This is a genomic window from Nonomuraea sp. N2-4H (genome assembly GCF_045291505.1).
Classification (GTDB): domain Bacteria; phylum Actinomycetota; class Actinomycetes; order Streptosporangiales; family Streptosporangiaceae; genus Nonomuraea; species Nonomuraea fastidiosa.
Genome location: NZ_CP147987.1, coordinates 3,065,591 through 3,085,698 on the forward strand (window position 1 = coordinate 3,065,591; position 20,108 = coordinate 3,085,698).

The window sequence follows — 20,108 nt, forward strand, 5'->3', positions numbered from 1 at the left end:
GTTCACATCGTACTGACTGGGAGACTCATCGAGGCAGGAGGGCCTCGGCGAGCAGCCGCCACTGCGGCATCGCCGACGCGCCCGGCTCGATCCCGATCACCTGAACGGTCACGTGATCGGCCCCCGCCTCGTGGTGGGCGCGCAGCTTGTCCGCGATGACCTCCGGCTCGCCCCAGAACACGAAGTCGTCCACCAGCCGATCGCTGCCGCCACCGCCGATCTCCTCGTCGGAGTAGCCGAGCCGCCGGAACTTGGCGACGTTGTACGGCTGCGACAGGTAGGGGCTCAGGTGCTCGCGCGCGATCGCCCGCGCCTTGCCGGGGTCGGACTCGAACAGCACTGGGTGCTCGACCGCGAGGAACGCCTCCGGCCCGAGGATCTCGCGCGACTGCGCGGTGTGCGCGACGTTGACGTGGTAAGTTTGCGCGCCCGCCGCCCGGTCGCGGGCCAGCTCCAGCATCTTGGGCCCGTACGCGGCCAGGATGCGCCGCATCGGACCCTTCGGCGCCGGGTTGGCGGTCTGCAGCGCGTCCATCTCGTCCAGGTACGCCGCCATCGCGGCCAGCGGCTTCACCCCCGGCTTCGGCTCGCCCCCGAACCCCAGCCCGAGCACGTGCCGGTCCGGGTAGCCGTCGGCGAGCAGCAGCGCGCCGCCGTGCGCCCACTTGGCGCCGCGCGACCAGATCTGTGCGATGCCGTTCACCACGCGGATGCGCCCGGTGCTCGCCAGCAGGAACGCGGCGTGCGTGAGCGCCTCGCGCCCGAGCAGCTCCGGCACCCACACGGCCGGCCAGCCCAGCTCCTCAAGCTCCTGGACCGACTCGCGCACCTGTGCGGCGGGGAGGTGCTCGAAGTCGAAGGTGTAGATGCCGAAAGGGCCGAGGTCGAGACGGTCGTTCCCGCTCATGGTGGTTTCTCCTCATCACAGAAGACGGGCGACAGGTCGGATCAACATATCGCATATTGTCGATGCGAATGTGTGCGGCCTCCCGCCCTCGCCCGCGCCAGGCGCGACGGTGGGGACTCGGGGTCGCGCACCGACCGGCCGTCGGCCCGGCTTCAGGACGTCACCAGACGACGTACGGGCTCTCCACGCCGCCGCCCCACGACGGGTCGCCGGTCAGTCGCCAGCGCTGGCGCACGTCGGTCTTGGCGCCGGTGCGCGGGGGCGTGAGCGTGAACGGGCCGCACGTGGCGACCTCGCCGGGGCCGGGCAGGACGCCCGTGCAGATGAACGGCTGGGACAGGTTCGTATCGGCGTCGGTGTCGTAGAGCTGCACGTGGACGTCCGACCGGACCGATCCTCTGACCTGGCCCTTCAGGTGGATGACGTCCCCGGTCACGGCCATGCACGGCGACATCTCCACACCGCCGTCCGTGCGCAGCCAGGAGCGGCAGCGCCACTGCGGGGCCGCCTCCCGTACGGGCGGCTCCTCCTCCCCTTCGGTGTCCGGCTCGGTCCGTCGGCGCTCCGGCTCCGCCGTTTTCGTCTTCGGCTTCTGAGCGGAGCGCGTCGGCGCCGAGGTCGCCGGGTTGGGCGCGGTGGTCGTGACCGTGACGACCACCTTCGGAGTCTCGCGTCGTTCCTTGGGCTTGGCCAGCGACTTCGGCGTCGGCGTGGTGAAGTCGACGGCGGCCGCCGACGGGGGCGCGCTGCTCGGCCCGGCCGGGGTGGATGGGAGCGTGCTGGGCGCGGCGACCGGGGCAGCGGGCTCCTGCTTCCACGGTGTCGTGATGGCCAGCGCCGTACCGGCGAGCACCAGCGTCAGGGCGGCGCTCCCGGCGATCACCAGCCCCCGTCGCGACCGCTTGCCCGGCGGAGCAGCAGCCCCCGCGCCTGTTGCCGGAGCGCCCGGACGCCCACCGGCAGGCGGCGCACCCGCCCCTCGAGGCCAGGTAGGCGGCTCCACCGGCCCGGCGGGCGGCTGCGAAGGCGTCTGGACCGGCACGGGCTGCGGCCCCGGCGAGGCGGGGGACTGGGGACGGCCGGCATGGGCCCGGACGTGACGGAAGCGTGGGGGACGGCGGGCATGGGCCCGGACGTGACCGGCCCCGGCGCGGCACCCGGCCCAGGGGACCAGGCGCCGGAGGCAGCGGGATCGGACGGCGTCGGGGCCACCACGCCGGGTGCCGCCGACTCCGGCGACCAGACACCGGAAGCGGCAGGGCCGAAAGGCGGCGGAGTCGCACCGGCCTGCGGGACGCCGGAGATGCCGGGGCCGGAGGCGTTCGGGCCGGTACCCGAGGAAGAGGCGTTCGGGCCGGGGCCCGGGCCGGTACCCGAGGAAGAGGCGGGGAGAGGTTCGGAGGTGCTGGAGGAGGGGTCGCTGCGGGGGACGGGCGGCAAAGCGGGCAGGCCCTCGAGGGACGGCGCCGCCTGGTGGAGCGCCGCGGCCACCTCCGCGGCGGCCGGCCGCGCGTGCGGGTCCTTGCCGGAGCAGGACCAGATCAGGCTCCACAGGGCGTCGGGCATGCCGGGCAGCCGGCGAGGCATGGCCGTGGCGTGCTGCCGCAGCAGCGCCATCGGATGGTCGCCGGCGAACGGAGGCCGCCCGGCCAGCAGCTCGTACAGGATGAGCCCGACCGCGTAGACGTCCACGGCGGCGGTGGGGGAGTCGCCCTCGGCCACCTCGGGGGCGAGGTAGGCGGGGGTGCCGAGGATCGAGCTGGTGCCGGTGAGCCTGGGGCCGTGCACGATGCGGGCCACGCCGAAGTCGCTCAGCCGCGCCCGCCCTGAGGTGTCGATCAGCACGTTGCCCGGTTTGACGTCGCGGTGCACCACGCCGAGGGCGTGCGCGGCCGCCAGCGCCTCGGCGACCTGCGCCATCAGCCGGGCCGCCTCGGCGGGCGGCAGCGTGCCGCGCCGGCGCAGCAGCCCGCGCAGGTCGCCGCCCTCGACGAGGTCCATGACGAGGGCGAGGCGGTCGCCTTCGATCACGAAGTCGCGCAGCGGGACGATGTGGGGGTGGTCGAGGCTGCGCATGACGTTGCGTTCCTGAACGAAGCGCAGCACCAGATCCTGGTCGCCGGCCAGGCCGTCGCGCAGCAGCTTCACCGCGACGATCTCGCCGGTGTCGCGCTGGCGCGCCCGCCGTACCGTGCCCATGGCACCGCCGCCGATCTCCTCCAGCAGCACGTACCGGCTGCCCAAAGAGGTCTCGGGCCCGCCCTGAGTCATTTGCCGTGTTCCCCCTCCGCGATGTGGAGATCAACAATAGCCAGGCGGGCGATTAACGAGGAAGTTCACGCAGGCCGCGATCACGCGCGGCCGGCGGCCTCGTACGCGGCGGCGGCCGGCGCCCTGATCTCGTCGCCGTCGTCGGCCGGCAGGAAGCCCGCCGCGATGGCCGCGTCGGTGACCTCGCCGAACGGTGGTGGCGTGCCGTCGCGCACCCAGCGGGCGAGGTGGCGGACGGCGGCGACCTCCCACACGCGCAGCGCGGGCCCGTCGGGCCGCCGGGCCGACAGGTAGTCGAGGGTGACGACGTCGGTCTCGGTGAGCAGCGCCGGCACCGGCACCCGCAGGTCGTCCCGGAACGACACCGGCGTCGGGTCGAGCGCCGGCGGATCGGGCAGGACGAGCCGCGCGGCGGCCCCTATGGGCGACAAGTGGGCATGGGATGATCGGCGCGTGACGCGCAGCAGACGTACCCGCCCCGCCGGCCCGGCCGATGGCATGCCGACGCGGTGCTCGTTCTGCGGCGAGCCGTACGCCGAGGCCGTCCGCGTGGTCGCGGGTCCCGGCGTCTACATCTGCGACGTCTGCGTGGACCTGGCCGCCCAGATCATCGCCTCGTCCCCGCCCGGCTCCGGCGACGCGCCCCGGCTGGTGCACCGGGGTCCCGACCCGCGTACCGACGCGTACCTGGCGGGCATGTCCGACGACGACATGCCCGCGGTGCTGCCCCGTCAGGCACTCACCGTGGAGCAGGCCGAGCGCGATCTGCGCGCCTGGGTGCGGCTGCTGCGCGAGCGCGGGGTGACGTGGGCCAGGATCGGGACGGCGCTCGGCGTGTCACGGCAGGCCGCGTGGGACCGGTTCGCGGCCGACGCCGGCGCGTCCGCCGAGGACCGCACCGGCTGATCCAGTACGGAGGATGACGATGACCACTTCGGCGCAGATCGGCGTGCACGCGCTCGGCGGACCCACCGCGATCCTGGAGGTGGGCGGGTTGCGGCTGCTCACCGACCCCACGTTCGACCCGCCCGGCTCGTACGAGGTCGCGCCCGGCCGCGTCCTGACCAAGACCGCGCCGACGGCGCTGACCCCCGGCGAGGTCGGCCCGATCGACGCCGTGCTGCTCTCCCACGACCAGCACAAGGACAACCTGGACGACGGCGGGCGGGACTATCTGAAAGGCGTGCCGATCGTGCTCACCACGGCGAGCGCGGCCGACCGCCTGGGCGGCGCGACCCGAGCCGTGCCCGTGTGGGAGCACGTCGACCTGCCCCGCCGCGGCGGCGGCTCGCTGCGGGTCACCCGGGTGCCCGCCCTGCACGGACCCGAGGGCAGTGAGCCCGTCGTGGGGGAGGTCGCCGGGTTCGTCCTGTCGGGCGAGGGGCTGCCGACCGTGTACGTCAGCGGCGACAACGCCTCGCTCGGCCACGTCACGGAGATCGCCGGACGGTTCCCGGTGGACGTGGCCGTGCTGTTCGCCGGAGCGGCCAGGACCGCCCTCCTGGACGGCGCGAACCTGACGCTGACCAGCGCCCAGGCCGCCGAGGCCGCCCGCATCCTGGACGCCCCGCACGTGGTGCCGCTGCACTTCGAGGGCTGGGGCCACTTCTCGGAGGGCGCCGGCACCCTTGAGGACGCCTTCGCCGCGGCGGGCCTGGCCGACCGGCTCACCCTGCTGCGGGCCGGCATGAGCACCACGCTCACAGTGACGTTGCGCTGACGCCTCCCCGGCCCGTCGCGCTGACCTCTCCTGCGAGCGCGGCGAGCCCGGCAGGGCGGCCGGGAAGGCCGGATCGCGGAGGGGCCGGTTCCGGATGACGGGGGTCAGGCCGCCGGGGTCTCGGCGGTGGCGACGAGCGTGGCGCGGGCGAGGGTGTGGCCGGCCATGGTGAAGCCGAGGTAGGCCGGGGTCGCGTCCGCGGGCACGCCGATGTCCTCGACGTCGAGGGCGTGCACGGTGAAGAAGCAGCGGTGCTCGCCGTGCCCGGTGGGCGGCGCGGCGCCGATGCAGCGGGCCATGCGGGCGTCGTTGGGCAGCTGCAGGGCCCCGGCGGGCAGGCCGGAGCCGGTGTCGTCGCCCGCACCCTCCGGCCGTGCCCGACACCGGGGCGGCCAGATGGCGGCAGATCGCCGAGGCCAGGGCACTGACCGACCAGTTGGACCGGCTCTGGACGGCCGGCGAGCTGGCCCGCCGCTGGTCCGGCGCCGTCGCCCCCGGCCGGGACGCCGTCGCCGAGCACCGCGCGCTGGAGGAGGCGGCCCTGGCCCGCGACGCCGATCGGGCCGCCGCACTGCTGCGCGAGCACGTGCTACGCACCGTCGAGACGCTGACCGGCGCGTCCCGTACTCCCGCTCATTGACAGGCGATGATTTCTGCTTGAGAGTACGTCCATGCGCGGTGACCAGCTCTCGGAGGTGTTCGACCTCGTCGAGGTGCAGGGGCAGATGTCGGGGGCGTTCGAGGTGCGGGGCCGCTGGCGCTCGCGGCACGCCATCGACCACCCGCTGAAGCTCATCGCCATGATTCAGGGCCACGGGCGGCTGCTCACCGACGGCCTCGACGCGCCGGTCGAGCTGGGCCCCGGCGACGTCGCCATCCTCAACGACCGGTCCTGGCTGGACGTCCAGGGCGGCAGCGGCGACGGGCCGGTGACCGAATTCGTCCCCGGGCCGGGCTTCAACATCTACGGCGAAGGCGGCGGCCCCGCCGGGTTCGTCGTCGGCGGGTACGTCGATCTCAACCACGTCGGCAGGACGCTGCTGGGCCAGGCGCTGCCGCCGGTGGGCCACGTGCGCGCCGCCGACACCGCCGCCGCCGGCCTGCACCGCAACCTGCACGCCCTGGCCGAGGAGGCGCGGGCGAACCGGATCGGGGCGGCGTTCACGATCCGCCAGTACGCCCAGCTCCTGGTGCTGGAGCTGCTGCGCGCCTACATCGACCAGGCCGAGCTGCCCCCGGGCTGGCTGCGGGTGATGGCCGACGAGCGGCTGCGCCCAGCGCTCACCCTCATGCACGCCGAGCCCGGCCGCCCCTGGAGCCTGGAGGAGCTGGCCAGGGCCGCCGCGATGTCGCGCACCTCGTTCGCCGAACGCTTCAGGACGATGGCCGGTGTGCCGCCGCTGACGTACCTCAACCGGTGGCGGATGCTGCTGGCGCAGCGAGCCCTGCGCGACGGTGACGTCCGCGTCGGGTCGCTGGCCGCCCGGCTGGGCTACGGGTCGGAGAGCGCGTTCAGCACCGCGTTCAAGCGCGAGGTGGGCATGTCGCCCCTGCGCTACCGATCCAGCGTCCGCCAGGCGGTCTCCGTCTGAGGCGGCAGGCCGGCGCCGGATCCGCCGCCCGTCAGGCGCCGGCCCGCCGCACGCCTCAGACCGTCTTCTTCGCGCCGCCGTCGATGACGTAGTCGGAGCCGGTCACGTTCACGGCGTACGGCGAGGCGAGCCACGCCACGAGCGCGGCCACCTCCTCCGGCTCGATCAACCTGCCCGTCGTCACGCCGGTCGCCGCCGGCAGACCGGCCAGGAACTGCTCGAGCTCCAGGCCGTGCACGCCGGCCAGCAGCTCGCCGTACCCGCCGGGCCCCTCCCACATGGCGGTACGCGCGCTGCCGGGGGAGATCGTGTTGACCCGCACGCCCTGCGGGCCCACCTCCTCCGACAGGGCCTTGCCGAACGCCGTGAGCGCCGCCTTGGCCGTCGAGTACGGCACCGGCCCCGCGTGCGGCATCCGCGCGGAGATCGAGGAGATGTTGACCACGCTGCCCTTGCGCCGCAGGAGGCTGGGCAGGGCGGCGCGGGTGGCGCGCACGGCGCTGAAGAGGTTCAGCTCGTAGGTGTGCTGCCAGATCTCGTCGGTCATAGCCGCGAACCCGCCGGCCAGTTCCGGCCGCGCGTCCCCGCCGCCGACGTTGTTGACCAGCAGGTCGATCTCGCCCAGCTCGCCGAGCGCGGCCTCGATCACCTCGCCGGGGCCCTGCGGCGTGGCCAGGTCCGCCGGCACGGCGAACGCGCCGGTCTCCTTCAGCTCCGGCGTGATCGTACGCGCGGCCGCGACGACCCGCATGCCCTCGGCCGTCAGCGTCCGCACGATCGCCAGGCCGAGGCCCTTGCTCGCGCCGGTGACGACGGCCGTCTTGCCGTTCAGTTGCAGATCCATAGCAACTCCCACTGTCAGTCGCATCACATGTGTTGCGAGAAACATAGAACTTGCACAGAATTGTTGCAAGTTCTGGGGTAAGAGGAGCCATGGCGTATCCTTCGGTGCGTGAGTGGGACGATCCGGCCGTTGCGGTCCGACGCCGAGCGCACGGTGCGGACGATCCTGGAGGCCGCCGAGCGGGTGTTCGGCTCGGACCCCGCGGCCAGCATGGAGCAGGTCGCCGAGGCCGCCGGGGTGGCGCGCACCACCGTGCACCGCCGCTTCGCCTCCCGCGACGCGCTGCTGGGGGCGCTGGGCGCCGTGGCGGCCCGCGAGTTCGCCGCGGCCGTCGAAGCCGCACGTCCCGAGACCACCCCGCCGCTGGTCGCGTTCTACCAGGTCACGGTCAACGTGCTGCGGGTCAAGCGGCAGTGGCCGTTCGCGCTCAACCTGTACGGGCCGGAGCACGAGGAGCCGGCCCGCGTGCACGCCGAGGTCGAAAAGCGCTGCGACGAGCTGTTCAAGAAGGCACAGGACTGCGGTGTGCTGCGCGCCGACGCCGACCTGATCTGGGCCAGGAAGAGCTACTACGCCCTGATCGGGGTGGCGGCTCGGATGCACGAGTACGACATCGACGAGGCCGCCTCCCGCGTGGTCGACACGCTGCTGGGCGGTGTCGGCACCGGCCAGGGCCTGGTCCGGCCGCGGCAAAGCTGAAGCCGGGCTGGCGCCGTCACCTCACTGCGGCCGGAGCGCCGCCTCCCGCGGGCGGGACGGGTCCGGCAGCCGTACGGCGGCGAACACCAGCAGGGCGACGGCGGCCAGCGCGAAGACGACGTTGCCGATCAGGTCGGTCGCGGCGGGCACGGGCACGGCGGGCGGCTGCGGGAAGCCGTGCCAGGCGTAGGTGAGGACGTAGCCGGCCCCAGCGCGTACGTCTGCCGCACACCCCAGCCCGGCCGCCGCGACCAGCGGGCCACCAGCACGCAGACGGCGGCGTACAGCGCCAGGTCGACCGCCACCACCGGCCAGGCGCCGAGCGTCCCGGATGCCAGGTTGGCCAGCCAGAACACCGCCCCCGCCACCAGCGAGAACCCGAGCACCACCCACGGCCCGGGCGCCGAGCCCTGCCCCACCGTGCCGGACGTCGGCGCCGACTCTCCGACCCGCGCGTCCGTGCCGGGCTCCGCCGCTGCCGTACGGCGGCGCAGAGCCGTGACGGCCAGGACCGCCACGACCGCCGCCAGACCCGCGAGCTGCACAACCGACGGCAATGCCGCCTCCCCGGCGTACGCGGCGGCCGCCGCCGCGCCCAGCACGAACAGCACCCCGGCCACCACCAGCCCGGGAACGCGCAGCCACGGCTCGGACGCCCGGGCGGGCACCAGCGCCTCCATGACCGCGATGGGAGCGCAGATGCTGCCCGCGACGTGCACGCCGCCGAGCACGAAGCTCGCCCACCAGGCGCTCACGCCCACCCCGGGCAGCCACGCCTGCGCCGCCAGGTCCATCCCGGCGAAGTTCGAGGCGAACAGGGATCGGGTGACCAGGCCCTCCTCGACCAGCGCGTACGCCAGCGCGAGCAGGACGATGCCGGGCCAGCCCGCGCCCCGCCGCCTGGCCAGCTCGCGGACGAGGAGCGCGCCGCCGCCGTACAGCGGGGCCAGCGTGATCAGCGCCGGCAGCATGGTGATGGGCAGGTTGCCCAGCAGGAACTCGCCGGCCAGCGGCGACAGGAAGAAGAGCCCGATCGCGGGCGCCACGCGTTTCAGCATGTCTCCAGCCTTCCGAGCGCCGGTCGGGGCCGGTAGTGACGTTCGTCAGAGCCAGCCTCTGGCCTCCGCGGCCCGCGCCGCCTCGGCCCGGTTGCGGGCGCCCAGCTTGCCGATCGCCGACGACAGGTAGTTGCGCACGGTGCCGTCCGACAGGAAGAGGCGGCGGGCGATGTCGGCGATGGTTCCGCCTTCGGCGGCGGCGCGCAGAACGTCGCGCTCGCGGCTTGTGAGCGGGTTCGCGCCGATGGACAGGCTGGCGGCCGAGAGCCCGCGGTCGAACACCTGGCCGCCCGCGTGCACCCGCCGTACGGCATCGGCCAGCTCGCCCGCCCTGGCGTCCTTGAGCACGTAACCGGCGACGCCCGCGTCCTTGGCGCGCCGCAGGTACCCCGGGCGGCCGAACGTGGTCAGGATGATCACCTTGACGCCGGTCAGCCCGGCCGCCGCCGTCAGCCCGTCCAGTCCCGGCATCTCGATGTCGAGCAGGACCACGTCGGGACGGCACCGCTCCACCGCCTCCGCCACCTCGTCGCCCCGGCTCACCTGGCCGACGACCTCGATCCCAGGCTCCAGCCCCAGCAACGCCGCCAGCGCCTCCCTGACGAGATGCTGGTCATCGGCCAGCAGCACGCGGATCACATCGGTCGGCGGGACATCGCTCACGACGGCTTCCCGGGGACGGCGGGCGGAACGTGAATGAGCTCCGAGCGCGGATCACGATGGTCGCTGGAGCGGACGTCGGCGGGTGGTGCGGTGTCGTCTCCGGACGGAGCCCCTGCGGGCGGTGCGTCGCCGGGCACGGGGATCTGCGCCTTGAGCAGGAAGCCGCCACCCTCGGCCGGACCGGTGGCGAGCGTGCCGCCGGCGACCTCGACACGCTCGGCCAGCCCGCGCAGGCCGTTGCCACGGCCGCCGGCCAGGCCATCGAGATCACCGACATCGCCCGGCGCGGGCTCACGGCCGGCCAAGCCGCGGTGGTCGCCTGCACGTGCGTGCGCGGGGCCGCGCCCGTCGTCGCGCACCTCCGCGTAAGCCTGCCCGTTCGCCGTACCGAGGCGGATCCGGCACGTGCGGGCGCCGCTGTGCCGGACGACGTTCGTCGTGCCCTCCCTGACCACCCAGGCCAGCACCGGCTCGACGGTCGGCGGCAGCGGCCCGGCAGAAACCGTCAGCCGCACGCCGGCGGTGGCGAGCGCGCGGCGCGCGCCGTCCAGCTCGTCGGCCAGCGACAGCTCCCGGTAGCCGGCGATCGCCTGCCGCACCTCGGCGAGCGCCTGCCGGGACAGCTCCTCGACCTGCTCCATCTCGGCTCTGGCCCGTTCGGGATCGGCGTCGACCAGCCGGGCGGCGAGCTGGCTCTTCACCGTCATCACCGCCAGGCTGTGGCCGAGCAGGTCGTGCATGTCGCGGGCGAAGCGCAGCCGCTCGTTGTCCACGGCCAGCCGCTCCACCTTCACGTTCGCCTCGCTCAACGCCCGGTTGGCGGCGTTGAGCCGGAGGAACGCCCGGATGGCCGCGGTGAACACGACCGACTGGACCGGAATCCACCACATCTCCGCCAGGGACTGGCCGAGCAGGACGAGGGCCAGCGTGCCCGCCACGATCGTCGCCCCCGCCGCCACGGGCAGCGCCCGCTCGGGCAGCGCCGTGGCGACGGCCGTGATGAGGAAGTACGAGGCGGCGAACACCCACAGCTCGCCCAGCACCGGCACCAGCGCCGCCGCGACCCCGTACAGCAGGGCGAGGGCGTACGGGGTGGCGTTGCGGTGCGGAAGCTCCAGAGCGGTCCACGCGACCCGCAGGTAGAGCCCGGCGAACCCGGCCACGCCCGCCACCACCGCCGCGACCACGACGGCCGAAGGGCCCGAGGCGAGGAAACCGGGGATGGGCCACACCAGGACGACGAGGTAAACGGAGGTCCACAGCCGGGCCTTCATGCCTGCAACCCTAACCAGCGCCCCCGCCCGTACGTACCTGACGAATGTCACTGACCCGGCAGGACGGTCACAGCCCACGAGCCCGTGCACCGAGCCGCGACCGGACGTGGACCACGTGCCGCCACCGTCGGACGGCCGGCCTAGGCGCCGTCGAGGACCTCGCGCAGCCGGCGCGCGAACGCGTCCGGCTGCCCCGCGTACCCGAACTCGCCGTCCGTGAACCCTCCGTGATGGCTGGGGAAAACGGTCGCCTTCTGGCCGAGGAGTTCGGCGGCGGCCTCGGCGGCGCGGGCGGTGACGATCCCCGCCGACTCCTCGCCCACCGCGATGAGGACGCGGGTGGGCGCGGCGGAGAGCGCGGCGAAGTCCGGCCGGTAGCCGCTGACCGCCCACGACCGGTCGGACAGCAGCGGGTCGTCGCGGGAGCCGTCGTCCTCTGTCGGCAGGCCGAACGCGGCGGGGTCGGGGGCGGGCTGGGCGAAGTAGTCGTCGGTGTACTCGCCCTGCCACGAGGTCATCGCGATGAAGGCCGCCATCCCGGCGCCCCAGCCCTTGCTCTCGTACGCCTCCCGGACCTCGGCGCTGGCGCGCAGGGCGGCCTCGGCGTCGGGTAGCAGCGGCAGGAGCGGCGGCTCGTGCGCGACCAGGGTGCGCACGTCATTCGGGTACGCGGTCACCAGGGCGAGCGAGGTCACCGCGCCGCCGCTGCTGGCGAACATGTCGACCGGGCCACCGACCGCCTCGATGATCGCGTGTACGTCACCGGCCTGGGTCTGCGGGTTGTGGTCGTCACGGCCGTCCTTGCGGACGCTGCGGCCGAGCCCGCGCGGGTCGTACGTGATCACGGTACGGTCGCCGAAGCGCTCGGCCAGCGCCCTGAACCCGCTGGCGTCCATCGGCTGGCCGATCATGAACAGCGGCGGGTGGGCGCTCTCGCCCGGCAGCGGGCCGTGGATGTCGTAGGCGAGGTCGGCTTCAGCCGTCTTGAGGATGTGGGTTGTCGTCATGCCCATGGAGACTCCGGCCGCCGGGAAAACTCATCGGTGCCAGTCAATCCGATCCGACGAGAAGCCCCTGCTTCAGTATGGGTGTTGATTGTGCGGCCGGGCATGGCCTACGGTGCGGCGATGGACGTCATCGGCTGGCTGCTCGACTCCGACCCCGCGATCCGCTGGCAGGTGCTGCACGACCTCACCGGCGCCCCACCGGAAGAGGTCGCCGCCGAGCGCGAACGCGTGGCACGGGAGGGCTGGGGCGCCCGGCTGCTGGCGTTGCGGGGCGACGACGGCCTGTGGGCCGGCGGGGCCTGCTTCCCCAGGGGTACCGCGGCGACGAGCCGGGCCAGCCGTGGACGGCGACCATGCACACCTTGCAGTCCCTGCAGATCCTCGGCCTCGACCCGAAGTCGGACCTGGCACAGCAGGTGATCGCCCGGGTGGCCGGGAACGGCAGGTGGGAGCACGCCGGCCAGCGGTACTTCGACGGCGAGGTCGAGCCGTGCATCAACGGCAGGACGGTCGAGACCGGCGCCTACTTCGGTGTGGACGTCTCCGGCATCGTGGCGCGCCTGCTGGACGAGCGGCTGGCCGACGGCGGCTGGAACTGCGAGGCCGAGAACGGCTCCGTGCGCTCGTCGTTCCACACCACGATCAACGTGCTGGAGGGGCTGCTGAAGTACGAGCGCGCCACCGGCGGATCCGACGCCGTGCGGGAGGCGCGCCGCGCGGGGGAGGAGTTCCTGCTGGAACGCGGCCTGTTCCGGCGCAAGAGCACCGGCGAGGTGGCCGACCCGGCGTTCCTGGAGTTCGCCTTCCCCTACTACTGGCGGCACGACGTGCTCCGCGCGCTCGACTACTTCCGCAGGTCGGCAGCCGCTCCGGATCCCCGCATGGCGGAGGCGGCGGAGATCGTCGAGGCCAAGCGGCAGCCCGACGGCCGCTGGCGGCTCGACCGGGTCCATCCGGGACGCGTCCACTTCGCGTTCGAGGACGGCGTGGGCAGGCCGAGCCGCTGGAACACCCTGCGTGCGCTCCGAGTCCTGGCCTGGTGGCGATCCTGAGACCCCAGATCGGCGGTGAACCCTGAAGCGGGTGCCCGGCGCGGCCCGCGCTGCTAGCGTCTGGAGGTGATCTTGTATCCCGCCGGGGAAAGGACAGCCGTGTATCGCCGTCTCCTCGTCCTGATCGCCACCGCCGCCGCCCTCTTATCGGGCATGACCGCGCCCGCGCACGCCGCGGTCGCCACGGAAGCCGTCTTCAACGACCCCGTCAACGACCCGGCCGCCATCCAGAACCGGATCGTGCAGCTCATCCAGGGCGCCGACCCCGGCTCCACGATCCGGGTGTCGATGTACTACGCCACCGACCCGACGATCCCCGACGCGCTGATCGCCGCCAAGAACGCCGGCCGCGACGTCCAGGTCATCTTCGACAAGAAGATGAAGGGGACGGCCATCCTGGCGTCGCTGGCCGCCGCGCTCGGCACCGACACCGGGCAGAGCTCGTGGGTGCTGGTGTGCCCGGACGGGCGCGGCTGCATCGGCGACCGCCCGCTGTACGGGTCGGTGTCGCTGAACCACAACAAGTTCTTCCTGTTCTCCCGCACCGGCGGCACCGACAACGTCGTCGTGCAGTCGTCGGCCAACCTGCACACCGGCCGTGACGGGCTCAAGGGCTGGAACTCGGCCCTGGTGCTGGCGGGCGACGCCGGGATCTACAACGCGTACACCGGCTACTTCAACGACCTGAAGGCCCAGCAGGTGAACAACAACTACTACGACACCCGCACACCGGTGACCTCGGGCGCCGCCAAGGTGCACTTCTACCCGCGCCAGGAGAGCAACGGCAGCCCCACCGACCCGGCCGAGGACACCATCACCACGGTGCTCGACCACGTCGAGTGCCACGGCAACAGCGAGGTCGGCACGGTGGACGGCACCCACCGGACGATCGTGCGGGTCGCGATGGGCATCTTCAGCCGCACCCACCTGGCGCGCAAGCTGCTCGCCCTGGACAAGGCGGGCTGCTACGTCGAGGTCGCGCTCAACTACAACAAGGACAGCGACTCCGAGGTGTCCTCGATGAACGAGCTGGTCAAGACGACCGGCGCGTACAACGGGATCAACGTCCGCTACTACTGCACCGCCGACCCGATCTGGATCCACTCCAAGTACCTGATCATCGAGGGCAAGTACTACGGCGTGCCCGACCGGAAGATCGTCTGGACCGGCAGCCACAACTGGAGCTGGAACTCCCTGCGCCAGGCCGACGAGGCGCTGCTGCAGCTCGAGGACGACACGATCTTCGACAGGTTCCGCTCCAATTACTACGCGGTACGCGTGGGCAGCGGCATCCGCTCGGCCGGCAACGGCACCCCGGCCCGCTGCTGAAGCCGAGCGAGCGCGGCGGGATCACGGCAGCTTGGCGCGCGGGTCGCGGCGGGCGAGCCGGCGCAGCAGGTCGGGGAAGCAGTAGCCGGTCATCGCGCCGTCCGCGCCGCGCTCCATCTCCAGGTCGAGGAACAGGCCGCCGTTGCCGCACAGGATCGACAGGCGCGGCATCTCGCCCGCCGCCTCGGCCGCGCGCAGCGCGCTGATCTTCCCCAGGCCCGGCCAGTCCTCGTGCTTGAGCATCACCACCGACGGCACCTCCACCGCCCCGCGCCATCGCCTCGCAGGCCAGTTCCCGCATCGCCGCGAAGCCCGGCGCGGACACCCCGACGACCACCGGCAGCGCGGTGCGGTCCAGCACCGTCGCCACCACCTGCACCGCCTCGGCCGGCGTCAGCTTGGGCGCCTCGCCGAGCTGCCCGAGCAGCGTCAGCCCGTCCACGCCCGCCTCCTCGTAGAAGTCGGTCAGGCGGCGCAGGCTGTCCAGGTCGAGCGAGCCGTCCGGATGGAACGGGGTGGGCGCGATCGCGTACACGCCACGGGTGGTCCTGCTGCTCATGAGCGTCGTCCTGCCTTCCGGCCCGGGGGAGGTCACCCCGATCACATACCCGGACCGGCGCCCCGACCCGATGACCGAATCCGGCCGTCCATTACCCCGGCCGGGCTGCCCGTGCGCCTGCTGATCGGCATCCTCCTGCACCGCGACCCGGGCGACCCGCAGCTCGCCGACGCCGGGCTGCTGGAGGTCGGCACCCGGGTGGCGGACGTGCTGCCCGGCTTCGCCGTCGCCGACCCGCAGGTGACGCGCAGCGTGACGATGGGGCAGCTGCTCACCCACACCAGCGGCATCGCCGGCGACTTCACGCTCGACACCGGCCGCGGCGACGACTGCCTGGCCCGCTACGCGGCCGCCTGCGCCGAGGGGGGCGGGGCGGCCCGTGTCAGACTGCCGGTATGACGCACAACCACGTTGAGGATCCGGCCTGCGAGGTCGCTCACGGCGCGAGCCCCGCCGAGGACGACGGGCGGACGCTGGTCGCCGTCTTCGTCTCCCCGGTGGCCGAGCACCTGCTGCGCTTCGGCGACGAGCTGGGCTTCCGTACGGTGCTCTTCGACCCCGACCCGGCCCGGCACACCGGCGGACGGCCCGCGGTCACCCGGCTGGACGACGTCATCGACGGCACCTGCGACGTCGTGCTCACCGACCACCACCGCGAGGAGATCGGGCCGGTGCTGCGCGACCTGCTCAAGTCCCCCGCGCGCTGGATCGGCATCATGGGCAGCCCGCGCCACGAGGGCCCGCACGTACGCGCGCTGACCGAGCTGGGAGTCGCGCCGGAGGAGATCGCCCGGGTGCACCGGCCGATCGGGCTCAACATCGGCTCGCGCACCCCCGCCGAGATCGCCCTGGCGACCGTCGCCGGGCTGATCGCCGACCGCAACGGCCGCCCGGGCGGCTTCGCGTTCTAGACATTCCCGGTACGGGGCCTCCGCCCGGGCGCGTCTCACTCCGACAGGGCCGTGCGCAGCTTGGTCAGCACGGCCCGCAGGATGCGGGAGACGTGCATCTGCGAGATGCCGAACTCCTTGGCGATCTCCGACTGCGTCATGTTGCCGTAGAAGCGCATGAGCAGGATGTTCTTCTCGCGCGCTGGCAGGGCGTCGATGAGCGGCTTGACCGAGTGCCGGTCGAGCAGGGTGTTGAGCGACTCGTCCTGCGCGGGCAGGAAGTCGCTCAGCTCGGCCGCGTCGTCGTCGCCGTTGTTGACCGGGGCGTCCAGCGACAGCGTGCTGTAGGCGGTGGACGCCTCCAGCGCGAGCAGCACCTCCTCCTCCGAGATGCCCATCTTCGCGGCCAGGTCCGCCACGGTCGGCGAGTGGCCGAGGGACTGGGTCAGCTCGGCGGTGGCCTTGTTCATCTCGATCCGCCGTTCCTGGTAGACCCGCGGCACCCGGATCGCCCACGTACGGTCCCGGAAGTGGCGCTTCACCTCGCCCATCATGGTGATCATGGCGTAGCCCCTGAACTCGTGGCCGAGCTCGGGGTCGTAACCGTTGACGGCCTTCATCAGGCCCACGTACGCGGCCTGGCGCAGGTCCTCCATCGGCTCACCGCGGTAGCGGTAGCGGCGGGTGACCTCGCCGACCAGTCCCTCGTGCATCTCGACCAGGCGCTCGCGGATGCGGACGGCGTGCAGTTCGGAGATCTGGGGGTCGGCCAGCTCGGAGAGAAGCTCTTCGGCGGTGAACTGCTCAAGTGCGGGGGTCAGGACGGGCATCTGCTGCTCCAGAAGGTGCTGCGGCCCCGCCTGAAACACAAAAAGCCCAGGCAGAGGCACGCTTGATTCGCGTGGGACGAAGCCCTCTGCTGGACTTCGAGATCAACCATGCCCGCTAAACGCACTTAAACACTGAAATAAGGTAACGAAAAGGTCACGGCTGAAGATTCCCCGGTCAGAACCCGCTCGCGGGCACCGGACGGCCTCGAGGGGCGGTGAGGGCGCCTGCGAGGTGGCCCGGAGGCGGGTGGGGCCGGTCGCGAGGTGGCCCGGAGGCGGGTGGGGCCGGCCGCGAGGTGGCCCGGAGGCGCGGGTGAGGCCGGTCGCGAGGTGGCCCGGAGGCGCGGGTGAGGTCAGTGCGACGGCGACGGGGGACGCCACACGGCTGCCGGCGGCGGGGCGCGAGGCGCCGACGCGGTAGGCGCTGGCGTTGGAGCGCGTCGGCGCTACCGGTGATCGTGGGGGTGTCCGCACCGGGCTTCGCGGCGAGGAAGCGCGGTGGCGGACGGCCGCGAGGGCGGTGGGAGGGCGCGGCACAGCGGCCGGCGGCGGGGCGCGGGAGGCGGTGGGGCACCGGAGTGGGTGGAGGCGATGCCGGAGGGTGCGAGCGATGCCGGAGGGCGCGGGGCGGAGCCGGAGGTGTGAGCGGGAGGCTGCGGGCGGGGCCGGAGGGAGGTTGTTGGCGCCGTCCCCTTCCCGTGCGTGAGCGCGGGGACGGCGCCGCCCAGTGACGTTCCCTGAAGTACCAAGGCTCACACCAGCCACGCCTCTGTATTGACAAGATTTTCTCCAAGAGGTGAAGGATCGTGGTGAAAAATGCCGTAATATCCGAAATTGCCCACCCTCCAGCGCCTCCCCTGCGGAATGCGAGAAACATTCACTAGGGCCTGCCGTGATCGCCCGGAATAGCGGAAAACGTGAATGATATTCGTCGATAGCGCATTCTCTGGGATTGGCGATGAAGAAATGCCGTTAAGGGGTCCAAGGCATTTGCAGGGATGCTACGGTTTGTACCTGATCCCGTGCGGACAGTACCGCACGGGACACCACGAAACTGCTTGCCGTCTCCCGCATCGGCAGGTTGATGCGCCTGCGGTGCCTGGCCGTCATCACCCCACGAGGACCTGATCGATGTCAGTACACGCCTCCAAACGCCCGCGGTTCCAGACCTCGCCCATGGGGCGCGCCCTGCTGTTCTTTCTGGGTGCCGCGCTCATTTCCAGCGCCGCCTGCGGATGGCTCATCACCCGGATCCCCGCGGAAGGAAAGACGCTGGTCGGGGTGGGCAGCGGCGGCGCGGTCGCGCTGTTCTCGATCGCCGTGGCCGTCGCCGCCTATTGCTCGACGAACGCCCGGGAGGTGCGCGAGCGGCTGCGCCGTACCGACGCCTCCACAAGCTTGCTGCAGGAAGAGCTGAAGCGCCTGACGCACGAGATCCTGCCCGCGCTCGGCCACCGCATCAGGAACGGCGCCACCGTCCCCGGCGTGCTCGCCGAGCTGGGCCAGCCGTCGCACCCGGCCACGCAGGCGCTGGTGCAGTCGCTGGCGCAGACCGTGGAGGGCGAGCGGCAGCGGCGGGCCGCCGCCGTGGCCGCCTGCACCGCCATGGAGACCGAGCTGGGCAGGCTGGCCGACGAGCAGCTGCCCGCCCTGCTCGCCCGGCTCCACGCGGGCAAGGGCGTGGGCGAGCCCACGCTGCCCGACGAGCTGCAGCCCAGCCAGAAGGCCGTGCAACGGCTATGGGAGGAGATCGCCCGCGAGCTGGAGGAGGGCAACCGCCAGGGCGCCGCCGCGATGGCCTCCTGCGCCGAGGCCGCCGCCCGCATCCAGGCGCAGGTGACGAGCCTGCTCGGCAGGCTGCGCGAGCTGGAGGACGAGTACGGCGACAACGAGGCCGTCTTCGCCCACCTGCTGGAGATGGACCACCGCATCTCCCAGATGGGCCGCCTGGCCGACAACATCGCGCTGCTGAGCGGCGGGCGTTCGGGACGCCGCTGGACCAAGCCCATCCCCATGGAGAGCGTGCTGCGCGGCGCGGCCGGTCGCATCGGCGCCTTCCGCCGCGTCCAGCTCCACTCCACCGGCACCGCCGCCGTCGTCGGCTACGCCGCGGAAGGCGTCATCCACGCGCTCGCCGAGCTGATCGACAACGCCGCCAAGTTCTCGCCGCCCGGCACCGCCGTGCACGTTTACGTCGAGGAAGAGGACGCGGGCGTGGTGGTCACCATCGAGGACAGCGGCCTCGGCATGCGCACCCGCGAGCGCCGCCTGGCCGAAAGCCTGATCAGCCGCCCGCTCGACCTGACCACGCTGTCGGGCACCCGGCTCGGCCTGGCCGTGGTGGGCCGCCTGGCCGGCAAGTACGGCCTCACGGTCAGCTTCCGGCCGTCCGCCAGGGGCGGCATCGGCGTGGTCGTCCTGATCCCCCGCCAGCTCGTCGTCTACCCGCCGGTCGAGGACGAGCAGGCGGCACGCCCAGCCGAGCGCGCCGAGGACCCGGCGCCGGTCGCCCGCCACGCGGCCCCGCCGCCCTCCACCGACGGGCCGGACGCATACCTGCCGAAACGGCCGCGCGGAGGCACGCTCGCCGCCGCGCAGCCGCTGCCCGCCCAGCCGCCGGCGCGGGTCCGCGACCCGCAGGCCGCCGCGAACCGGCTGGCCGCCTTCCGCAGGCAGCGCACCTCGACGGCGGACGACGACCTTACGTGACGCGATGACCGACACCTCTTTCCGCAGCCGCGATCACCGATGGGAGGCAAGGGGCACGCCCGCGAGCCCCGTCGCACCTATGAGCTCGAGCAATTCCTTGAGTGCCGCCGAGCGCGACCTCGGCTGGTTCCTCGGCGACCTGCGTGACAACACCCCGGGGATCAGGCACGTGCTGGTGCTGTCGCGCGACGGGCTGGCCATGTCCGGCGCGCCCGGCCTCCACCCCGACCAGGCCGACCAGCTCGCCGCCATCGCCGCCGGCATCCAGAGCCTCGGCCTCGCCGCCTCGGGCGAGTTCGGCGACCGCAGCGGGTTCGGGCAGGCGCTGCTGGAGTTCGGCGGCGGCATGCTGGTCGTGGTGCCGGCCGGTGAGGGCGCGCACCTCGCGGTGGTGGCGAGCGAGGACGCCGACGTCGGCGTCGTCGCGCACAACATGAACGAGGTGGTGGAACAGATCGGGCGGCTGCTCACCGCCCCGCCGCGCGAGCCCGTGCACGAGCCCGTGCATAGGGGCGGGCACCCATGACCGAGCGCCGCGCGCCCGAGCCCGGCGGCCCCGGCCCGTACCAGCGCCGGGTCTCCGAGCACGAGGCCGGGGTTCCGTATCAGGGCAGGGTCTCCGAGCACGAGGGTGCGGTGCCCTACCAGCGCCGCCCCCCGGGCCCCGCCGGACGCGCCGAGCGCGGGCGTGCGCTCGACAGGGA

General features: G+C 73.1%; 25 protein-coding genes and 1 pseudogene. 12 read left to right on the plus strand and 14 right to left on the minus strand.

What is annotated here, in order from left to right; translation table 11 throughout:
* Window positions 1-25 precede the first annotated feature (25 nt).
* From WBK31_RS14070 to WBK31_RS14085, 4 genes are all read right to left on the minus strand, one after another.
* The gene (locus tag WBK31_RS14070) at window positions 26-907 is read right to left on the minus strand and encodes a TIGR03620 family F420-dependent LLM class oxidoreductase (RefSeq protein WP_364050461.1); all 882 of its coding nucleotides are present in this window, start codon (window positions 905-907) and stop codon (window positions 26-28) included.
* Window positions 908-1,067: 160 nt separating this feature from the next.
* The gene (locus WBK31_RS14075) at window positions 1,068-1,790 is read right to left on the minus strand and encodes a hypothetical protein (RefSeq protein ID WP_406674978.1); all 723 of its coding nucleotides are present in this window, start codon (window positions 1,788-1,790) and stop codon (window positions 1,068-1,070) included.
* Window positions 1,787-3,178: a protein kinase domain-containing protein gene (locus tag WBK31_RS14080; protein ID WP_406674979.1), complete on the minus strand. Its 1,392-nt coding sequence runs from the start codon at window positions 3,176-3,178 to the stop codon at window positions 1,787-1,789. Before WBK31_RS14080 ends, WBK31_RS14075 begins: the two co-directional genes overlap by 4 nt.
* A gap of 80 nt (window positions 3,179-3,258) precedes the next feature.
* Entirely contained in the window at window positions 3,259-3,609 is a 351-nt protein-coding gene (locus tag WBK31_RS14085) for an alpha/beta hydrolase domain-containing protein (RefSeq protein WP_406674980.1), read from the minus strand.
* Window positions 3,610-3,631: 22 nt separating this feature from the next.
* Here WBK31_RS14085 and WBK31_RS14090 point away from each other — a divergent pair, with 22 nt between their 5' ends.
* Both WBK31_RS14090 and WBK31_RS14095 read left to right on the plus strand, forming a co-directional pair.
* Complete coding sequence (locus tag WBK31_RS14090; RefSeq protein WP_406674981.1) at window positions 3,632-4,084, plus strand: ClpX C4-type zinc finger protein; 453 nt, start codon at window positions 3,632-3,634, stop codon at window positions 4,082-4,084.
* 13 nt (window positions 4,085-4,097) lie between these two features.
* Entirely contained in the window at window positions 4,098-4,898 is an 801-nt protein-coding gene (locus WBK31_RS14095; RefSeq protein WP_364050473.1) for an MBL fold metallo-hydrolase, read from the plus strand.
* Between the two features lie 104 nt (window positions 4,899-5,002).
* Here WBK31_RS14095 and WBK31_RS14100 read toward each other — a convergent pair whose 3' ends face one another.
* Window positions 5,003-5,323 (minus strand): YbhB/YbcL family Raf kinase inhibitor-like protein, encoded by a 321-nt coding sequence (locus tag WBK31_RS14100; protein WP_406674982.1) that lies wholly within the window; start codon window positions 5,321-5,323, stop codon window positions 5,003-5,005.
* Between WBK31_RS14100 and WBK31_RS14105 the strand changes: the two genes are divergently transcribed.
* Together WBK31_RS14105 and WBK31_RS14110 are read left to right on the plus strand one after the other, a co-directional pair.
* Window positions 5,272-5,538, plus strand: coding sequence for an FCD domain-containing protein (locus WBK31_RS14105; protein WP_406674983.1), 267 nt, complete (start codon window positions 5,272-5,274; stop codon window positions 5,536-5,538). The genes WBK31_RS14100 and WBK31_RS14105 overlap by 52 nt on opposite strands.
* 31 nt (window positions 5,539-5,569) lie before the next feature.
* Entirely contained in the window at window positions 5,570-6,490 is a 921-nt protein-coding gene (locus tag WBK31_RS14110) for an AraC family transcriptional regulator (RefSeq protein WP_406674984.1), read from the plus strand.
* A 55-nt stretch (window positions 6,491-6,545) separates the two neighbouring features.
* Here WBK31_RS14110 and WBK31_RS14115 read toward each other — a convergent pair whose 3' ends face one another.
* Window positions 6,546-7,334, minus strand: coding sequence for an oxidoreductase (locus WBK31_RS14115; RefSeq protein WP_378789213.1), 789 nt, complete (start codon window positions 7,332-7,334; stop codon window positions 6,546-6,548).
* Window positions 7,335-7,442: 108 nt separating this feature from the next.
* On the opposite strand from WBK31_RS14115, the gene WBK31_RS14120 reads away from it, so the two are divergent.
* Complete coding sequence (locus WBK31_RS14120) at window positions 7,443-8,033, plus strand: helix-turn-helix domain-containing protein (RefSeq protein ID WP_364050485.1); 591 nt, start codon at window positions 7,443-7,445, stop codon at window positions 8,031-8,033.
* A 21-nt stretch (window positions 8,034-8,054) separates the two neighbouring features.
* Here WBK31_RS14120 and WBK31_RS14125 read toward each other — a convergent pair whose 3' ends face one another.
* From WBK31_RS14125 to WBK31_RS14145, 5 genes are all read right to left on the minus strand, one after another.
* Window positions 8,055-8,189 carry a hypothetical protein gene (locus WBK31_RS14125; RefSeq protein WP_406674985.1) on the minus strand — a complete coding sequence of 45 codons (135 nt, stop codon included), beginning with the start codon at window positions 8,187-8,189 and terminating at the stop codon, window positions 8,055-8,057.
* A complete protein-coding gene (locus WBK31_RS14130; RefSeq protein ID WP_406674986.1) occupies window positions 8,162-9,091 on the minus strand; it encodes a hypothetical protein in 930 nt (309 codons plus the stop codon). The genes WBK31_RS14125 and WBK31_RS14130 overlap by 28 nt, the downstream gene beginning before the upstream one ends.
* Window positions 9,092-9,136: 45 nt before the next feature.
* A complete protein-coding gene (locus WBK31_RS14135) occupies window positions 9,137-9,730 on the minus strand; it encodes a response regulator transcription factor (RefSeq protein WP_364057361.1) in 594 nt (197 codons plus the stop codon).
* 20 nt (window positions 9,731-9,750) lie between these two features.
* Window positions 9,751-11,028, minus strand: a complete 1,278-nt coding sequence (locus WBK31_RS14140; protein WP_378789208.1) for a sensor histidine kinase — start codon at window positions 11,026-11,028, stop codon at window positions 9,751-9,753.
* A 140-nt stretch (window positions 11,029-11,168) separates the two neighbouring features.
* Complete coding sequence (locus WBK31_RS14145; RefSeq protein WP_406674987.1) at window positions 11,169-12,035, minus strand: alpha/beta fold hydrolase; 867 nt, start codon at window positions 12,033-12,035, stop codon at window positions 11,169-11,171.
* Between the two features lie 120 nt (window positions 12,036-12,155).
* Here WBK31_RS14145 and WBK31_RS14150 point away from each other — a divergent pair, with 120 nt between their 5' ends.
* The 3 genes from WBK31_RS14150 (at window position 12,156) to WBK31_RS14160 (ending at window position 14,416) form a co-directional block, all read left to right on the plus strand.
* The gene (locus WBK31_RS14150; RefSeq protein ID WP_406674988.1) at window positions 12,156-12,455 is read left to right on the plus strand and encodes a hypothetical protein; all 300 of its coding nucleotides are present in this window, start codon (window positions 12,156-12,158) and stop codon (window positions 12,453-12,455) included.
* Entirely contained in the window at window positions 12,389-13,087 is a 699-nt protein-coding gene (locus tag WBK31_RS14155; protein ID WP_406674989.1) for a squalene cyclase, read from the plus strand. Before WBK31_RS14150 ends, WBK31_RS14155 begins: the two co-directional genes overlap by 67 nt.
* A gap of 99 nt (window positions 13,088-13,186) precedes the next feature.
* Window positions 13,187-14,416: a phospholipase D-like domain-containing protein gene (locus tag WBK31_RS14160; protein ID WP_406674990.1), complete on the plus strand. Its 1,230-nt coding sequence runs from the start codon at window positions 13,187-13,189 to the stop codon at window positions 14,414-14,416.
* Between the two features lie 21 nt (window positions 14,417-14,437).
* Here the strand turns inward: WBK31_RS14160 and WBK31_RS14165 are convergent, their stop codons facing one another.
* The gene (locus WBK31_RS14165; protein ID WP_406674991.1) at window positions 14,438-14,665 is read right to left on the minus strand and encodes a hypothetical protein; all 228 of its coding nucleotides are present in this window, start codon (window positions 14,663-14,665) and stop codon (window positions 14,438-14,440) included.
* Window positions 14,666-14,693: 28 nt separating this feature from the next.
* Window positions 14,694-14,975, minus strand: a pseudogene (locus WBK31_RS14170) (dihydrodipicolinate synthase family protein); the annotation flags it as partial.
* A gap of 111 nt (window positions 14,976-15,086) precedes the next feature.
* Between WBK31_RS14170 and WBK31_RS14175 the strand changes: the two are divergent.
* Both WBK31_RS14175 and WBK31_RS14180 read left to right on the plus strand, forming a co-directional pair.
* Window positions 15,087-15,374 carry a serine hydrolase gene (locus tag WBK31_RS14175; protein ID WP_406674992.1) on the plus strand — a complete coding sequence of 96 codons (288 nt, stop codon included), beginning with the start codon at window positions 15,087-15,089 and terminating at the stop codon, window positions 15,372-15,374.
* Complete coding sequence (locus tag WBK31_RS14180; protein ID WP_364050509.1) at window positions 15,371-15,886, plus strand: XdhC family protein; 516 nt, start codon at window positions 15,371-15,373, stop codon at window positions 15,884-15,886. The genes WBK31_RS14175 and WBK31_RS14180 overlap by 4 nt, the downstream gene beginning before the upstream one ends.
* Window positions 15,887-15,921: 35 nt before the next feature.
* Here the strand turns inward: WBK31_RS14180 and WBK31_RS14185 are convergent, their stop codons facing one another.
* Entirely contained in the window at window positions 15,922-16,695 is a 774-nt protein-coding gene (locus tag WBK31_RS14185; protein WP_364050512.1) for a SigB/SigF/SigG family RNA polymerase sigma factor, read from the minus strand.
* Between the two features lie 1,131 nt (window positions 16,696-17,826).
* Here WBK31_RS14185 and WBK31_RS14190 point away from each other — a divergent pair.
* Both WBK31_RS14190 and WBK31_RS14195 read left to right on the plus strand, forming a co-directional pair.
* Window positions 17,827-19,404, plus strand: coding sequence for an ATP-binding protein (locus WBK31_RS14190; protein ID WP_364050515.1), 1,578 nt, complete (start codon window positions 17,827-17,829; stop codon window positions 19,402-19,404).
* 79 nt (window positions 19,405-19,483) lie between these two features.
* Window positions 19,484-19,930, plus strand: coding sequence for a roadblock/LC7 domain-containing protein (locus WBK31_RS14195; protein ID WP_364050518.1), 447 nt, complete (start codon window positions 19,484-19,486; stop codon window positions 19,928-19,930).
* Window positions 19,931-20,108: the final 178 nt, after the last annotated feature.

Excerpts from the sequence above, each read along its gene's own strand:
- WBK31_RS14070 (WP_364050461.1), bottom strand. The coding sequence starts at position 907 with ATGAGCGGGAACGACCGTCTCGACCTCGGCCCTTTCGGCATCTACACC.
- WBK31_RS14080 (WP_406674979.1), bottom strand. The coding sequence starts at position 3,178 with ATGACTCAGGGCGGGCCCGAGACCTCTTTGGGCAGCCGGTACGTGCTG.
- WBK31_RS14095 (WP_364050473.1), top strand. The coding sequence starts at position 4,098 with ATGACGATGACCACTTCGGCGCAGATCGGCGTGCACGCGCTCGGCGGA.
- WBK31_RS14110 (WP_406674984.1), top strand. The coding sequence starts at position 5,570 with ATGCGCGGTGACCAGCTCTCGGAGGTGTTCGACCTCGTCGAGGTGCAG.
- WBK31_RS14115 (WP_378789213.1), bottom strand. The coding sequence starts at position 7,334 with ATGGATCTGCAACTGAACGGCAAGACGGCCGTCGTCACCGGCGCGAGC.
- WBK31_RS14130 (WP_406674986.1), bottom strand. The coding sequence starts at position 9,091 with ATGCTGAAACGCGTGGCGCCCGCGATCGGGCTCTTCTTCCTGTCGCCG.
- WBK31_RS14140 (WP_378789208.1), bottom strand. The coding sequence starts at position 11,028 with ATGAAGGCCCGGCTGTGGACCTCCGTTTACCTCGTCGTCCTGGTGTGG.
- WBK31_RS14145 (WP_406674987.1), bottom strand. The coding sequence starts at position 12,035 with ATGACGACAACCCACATCCTCAAGACGGCTGAAGCCGACCTCGCCTAC.
- WBK31_RS14150 (WP_406674988.1), top strand. The coding sequence starts at position 12,156 with ATGGACGTCATCGGCTGGCTGCTCGACTCCGACCCCGCGATCCGCTGG.
- WBK31_RS14155 (WP_406674989.1), top strand. The coding sequence starts at position 12,389 with ATGCACACCTTGCAGTCCCTGCAGATCCTCGGCCTCGACCCGAAGTCG.
- WBK31_RS14180 (WP_364050509.1), top strand. The coding sequence starts at position 15,371 with ATGACGCACAACCACGTTGAGGATCCGGCCTGCGAGGTCGCTCACGGC.
- WBK31_RS14185 (WP_364050512.1), bottom strand. The coding sequence starts at position 16,695 with ATGCCCGTCCTGACCCCCGCACTTGAGCAGTTCACCGCCGAAGAGCTT.
- WBK31_RS14190 (WP_364050515.1), top strand. The coding sequence starts at position 17,827 with ATGTCAGTACACGCCTCCAAACGCCCGCGGTTCCAGACCTCGCCCATG.
- WBK31_RS14195 (WP_364050518.1), top strand. The coding sequence starts at position 19,484 with ATGAGCTCGAGCAATTCCTTGAGTGCCGCCGAGCGCGACCTCGGCTGG.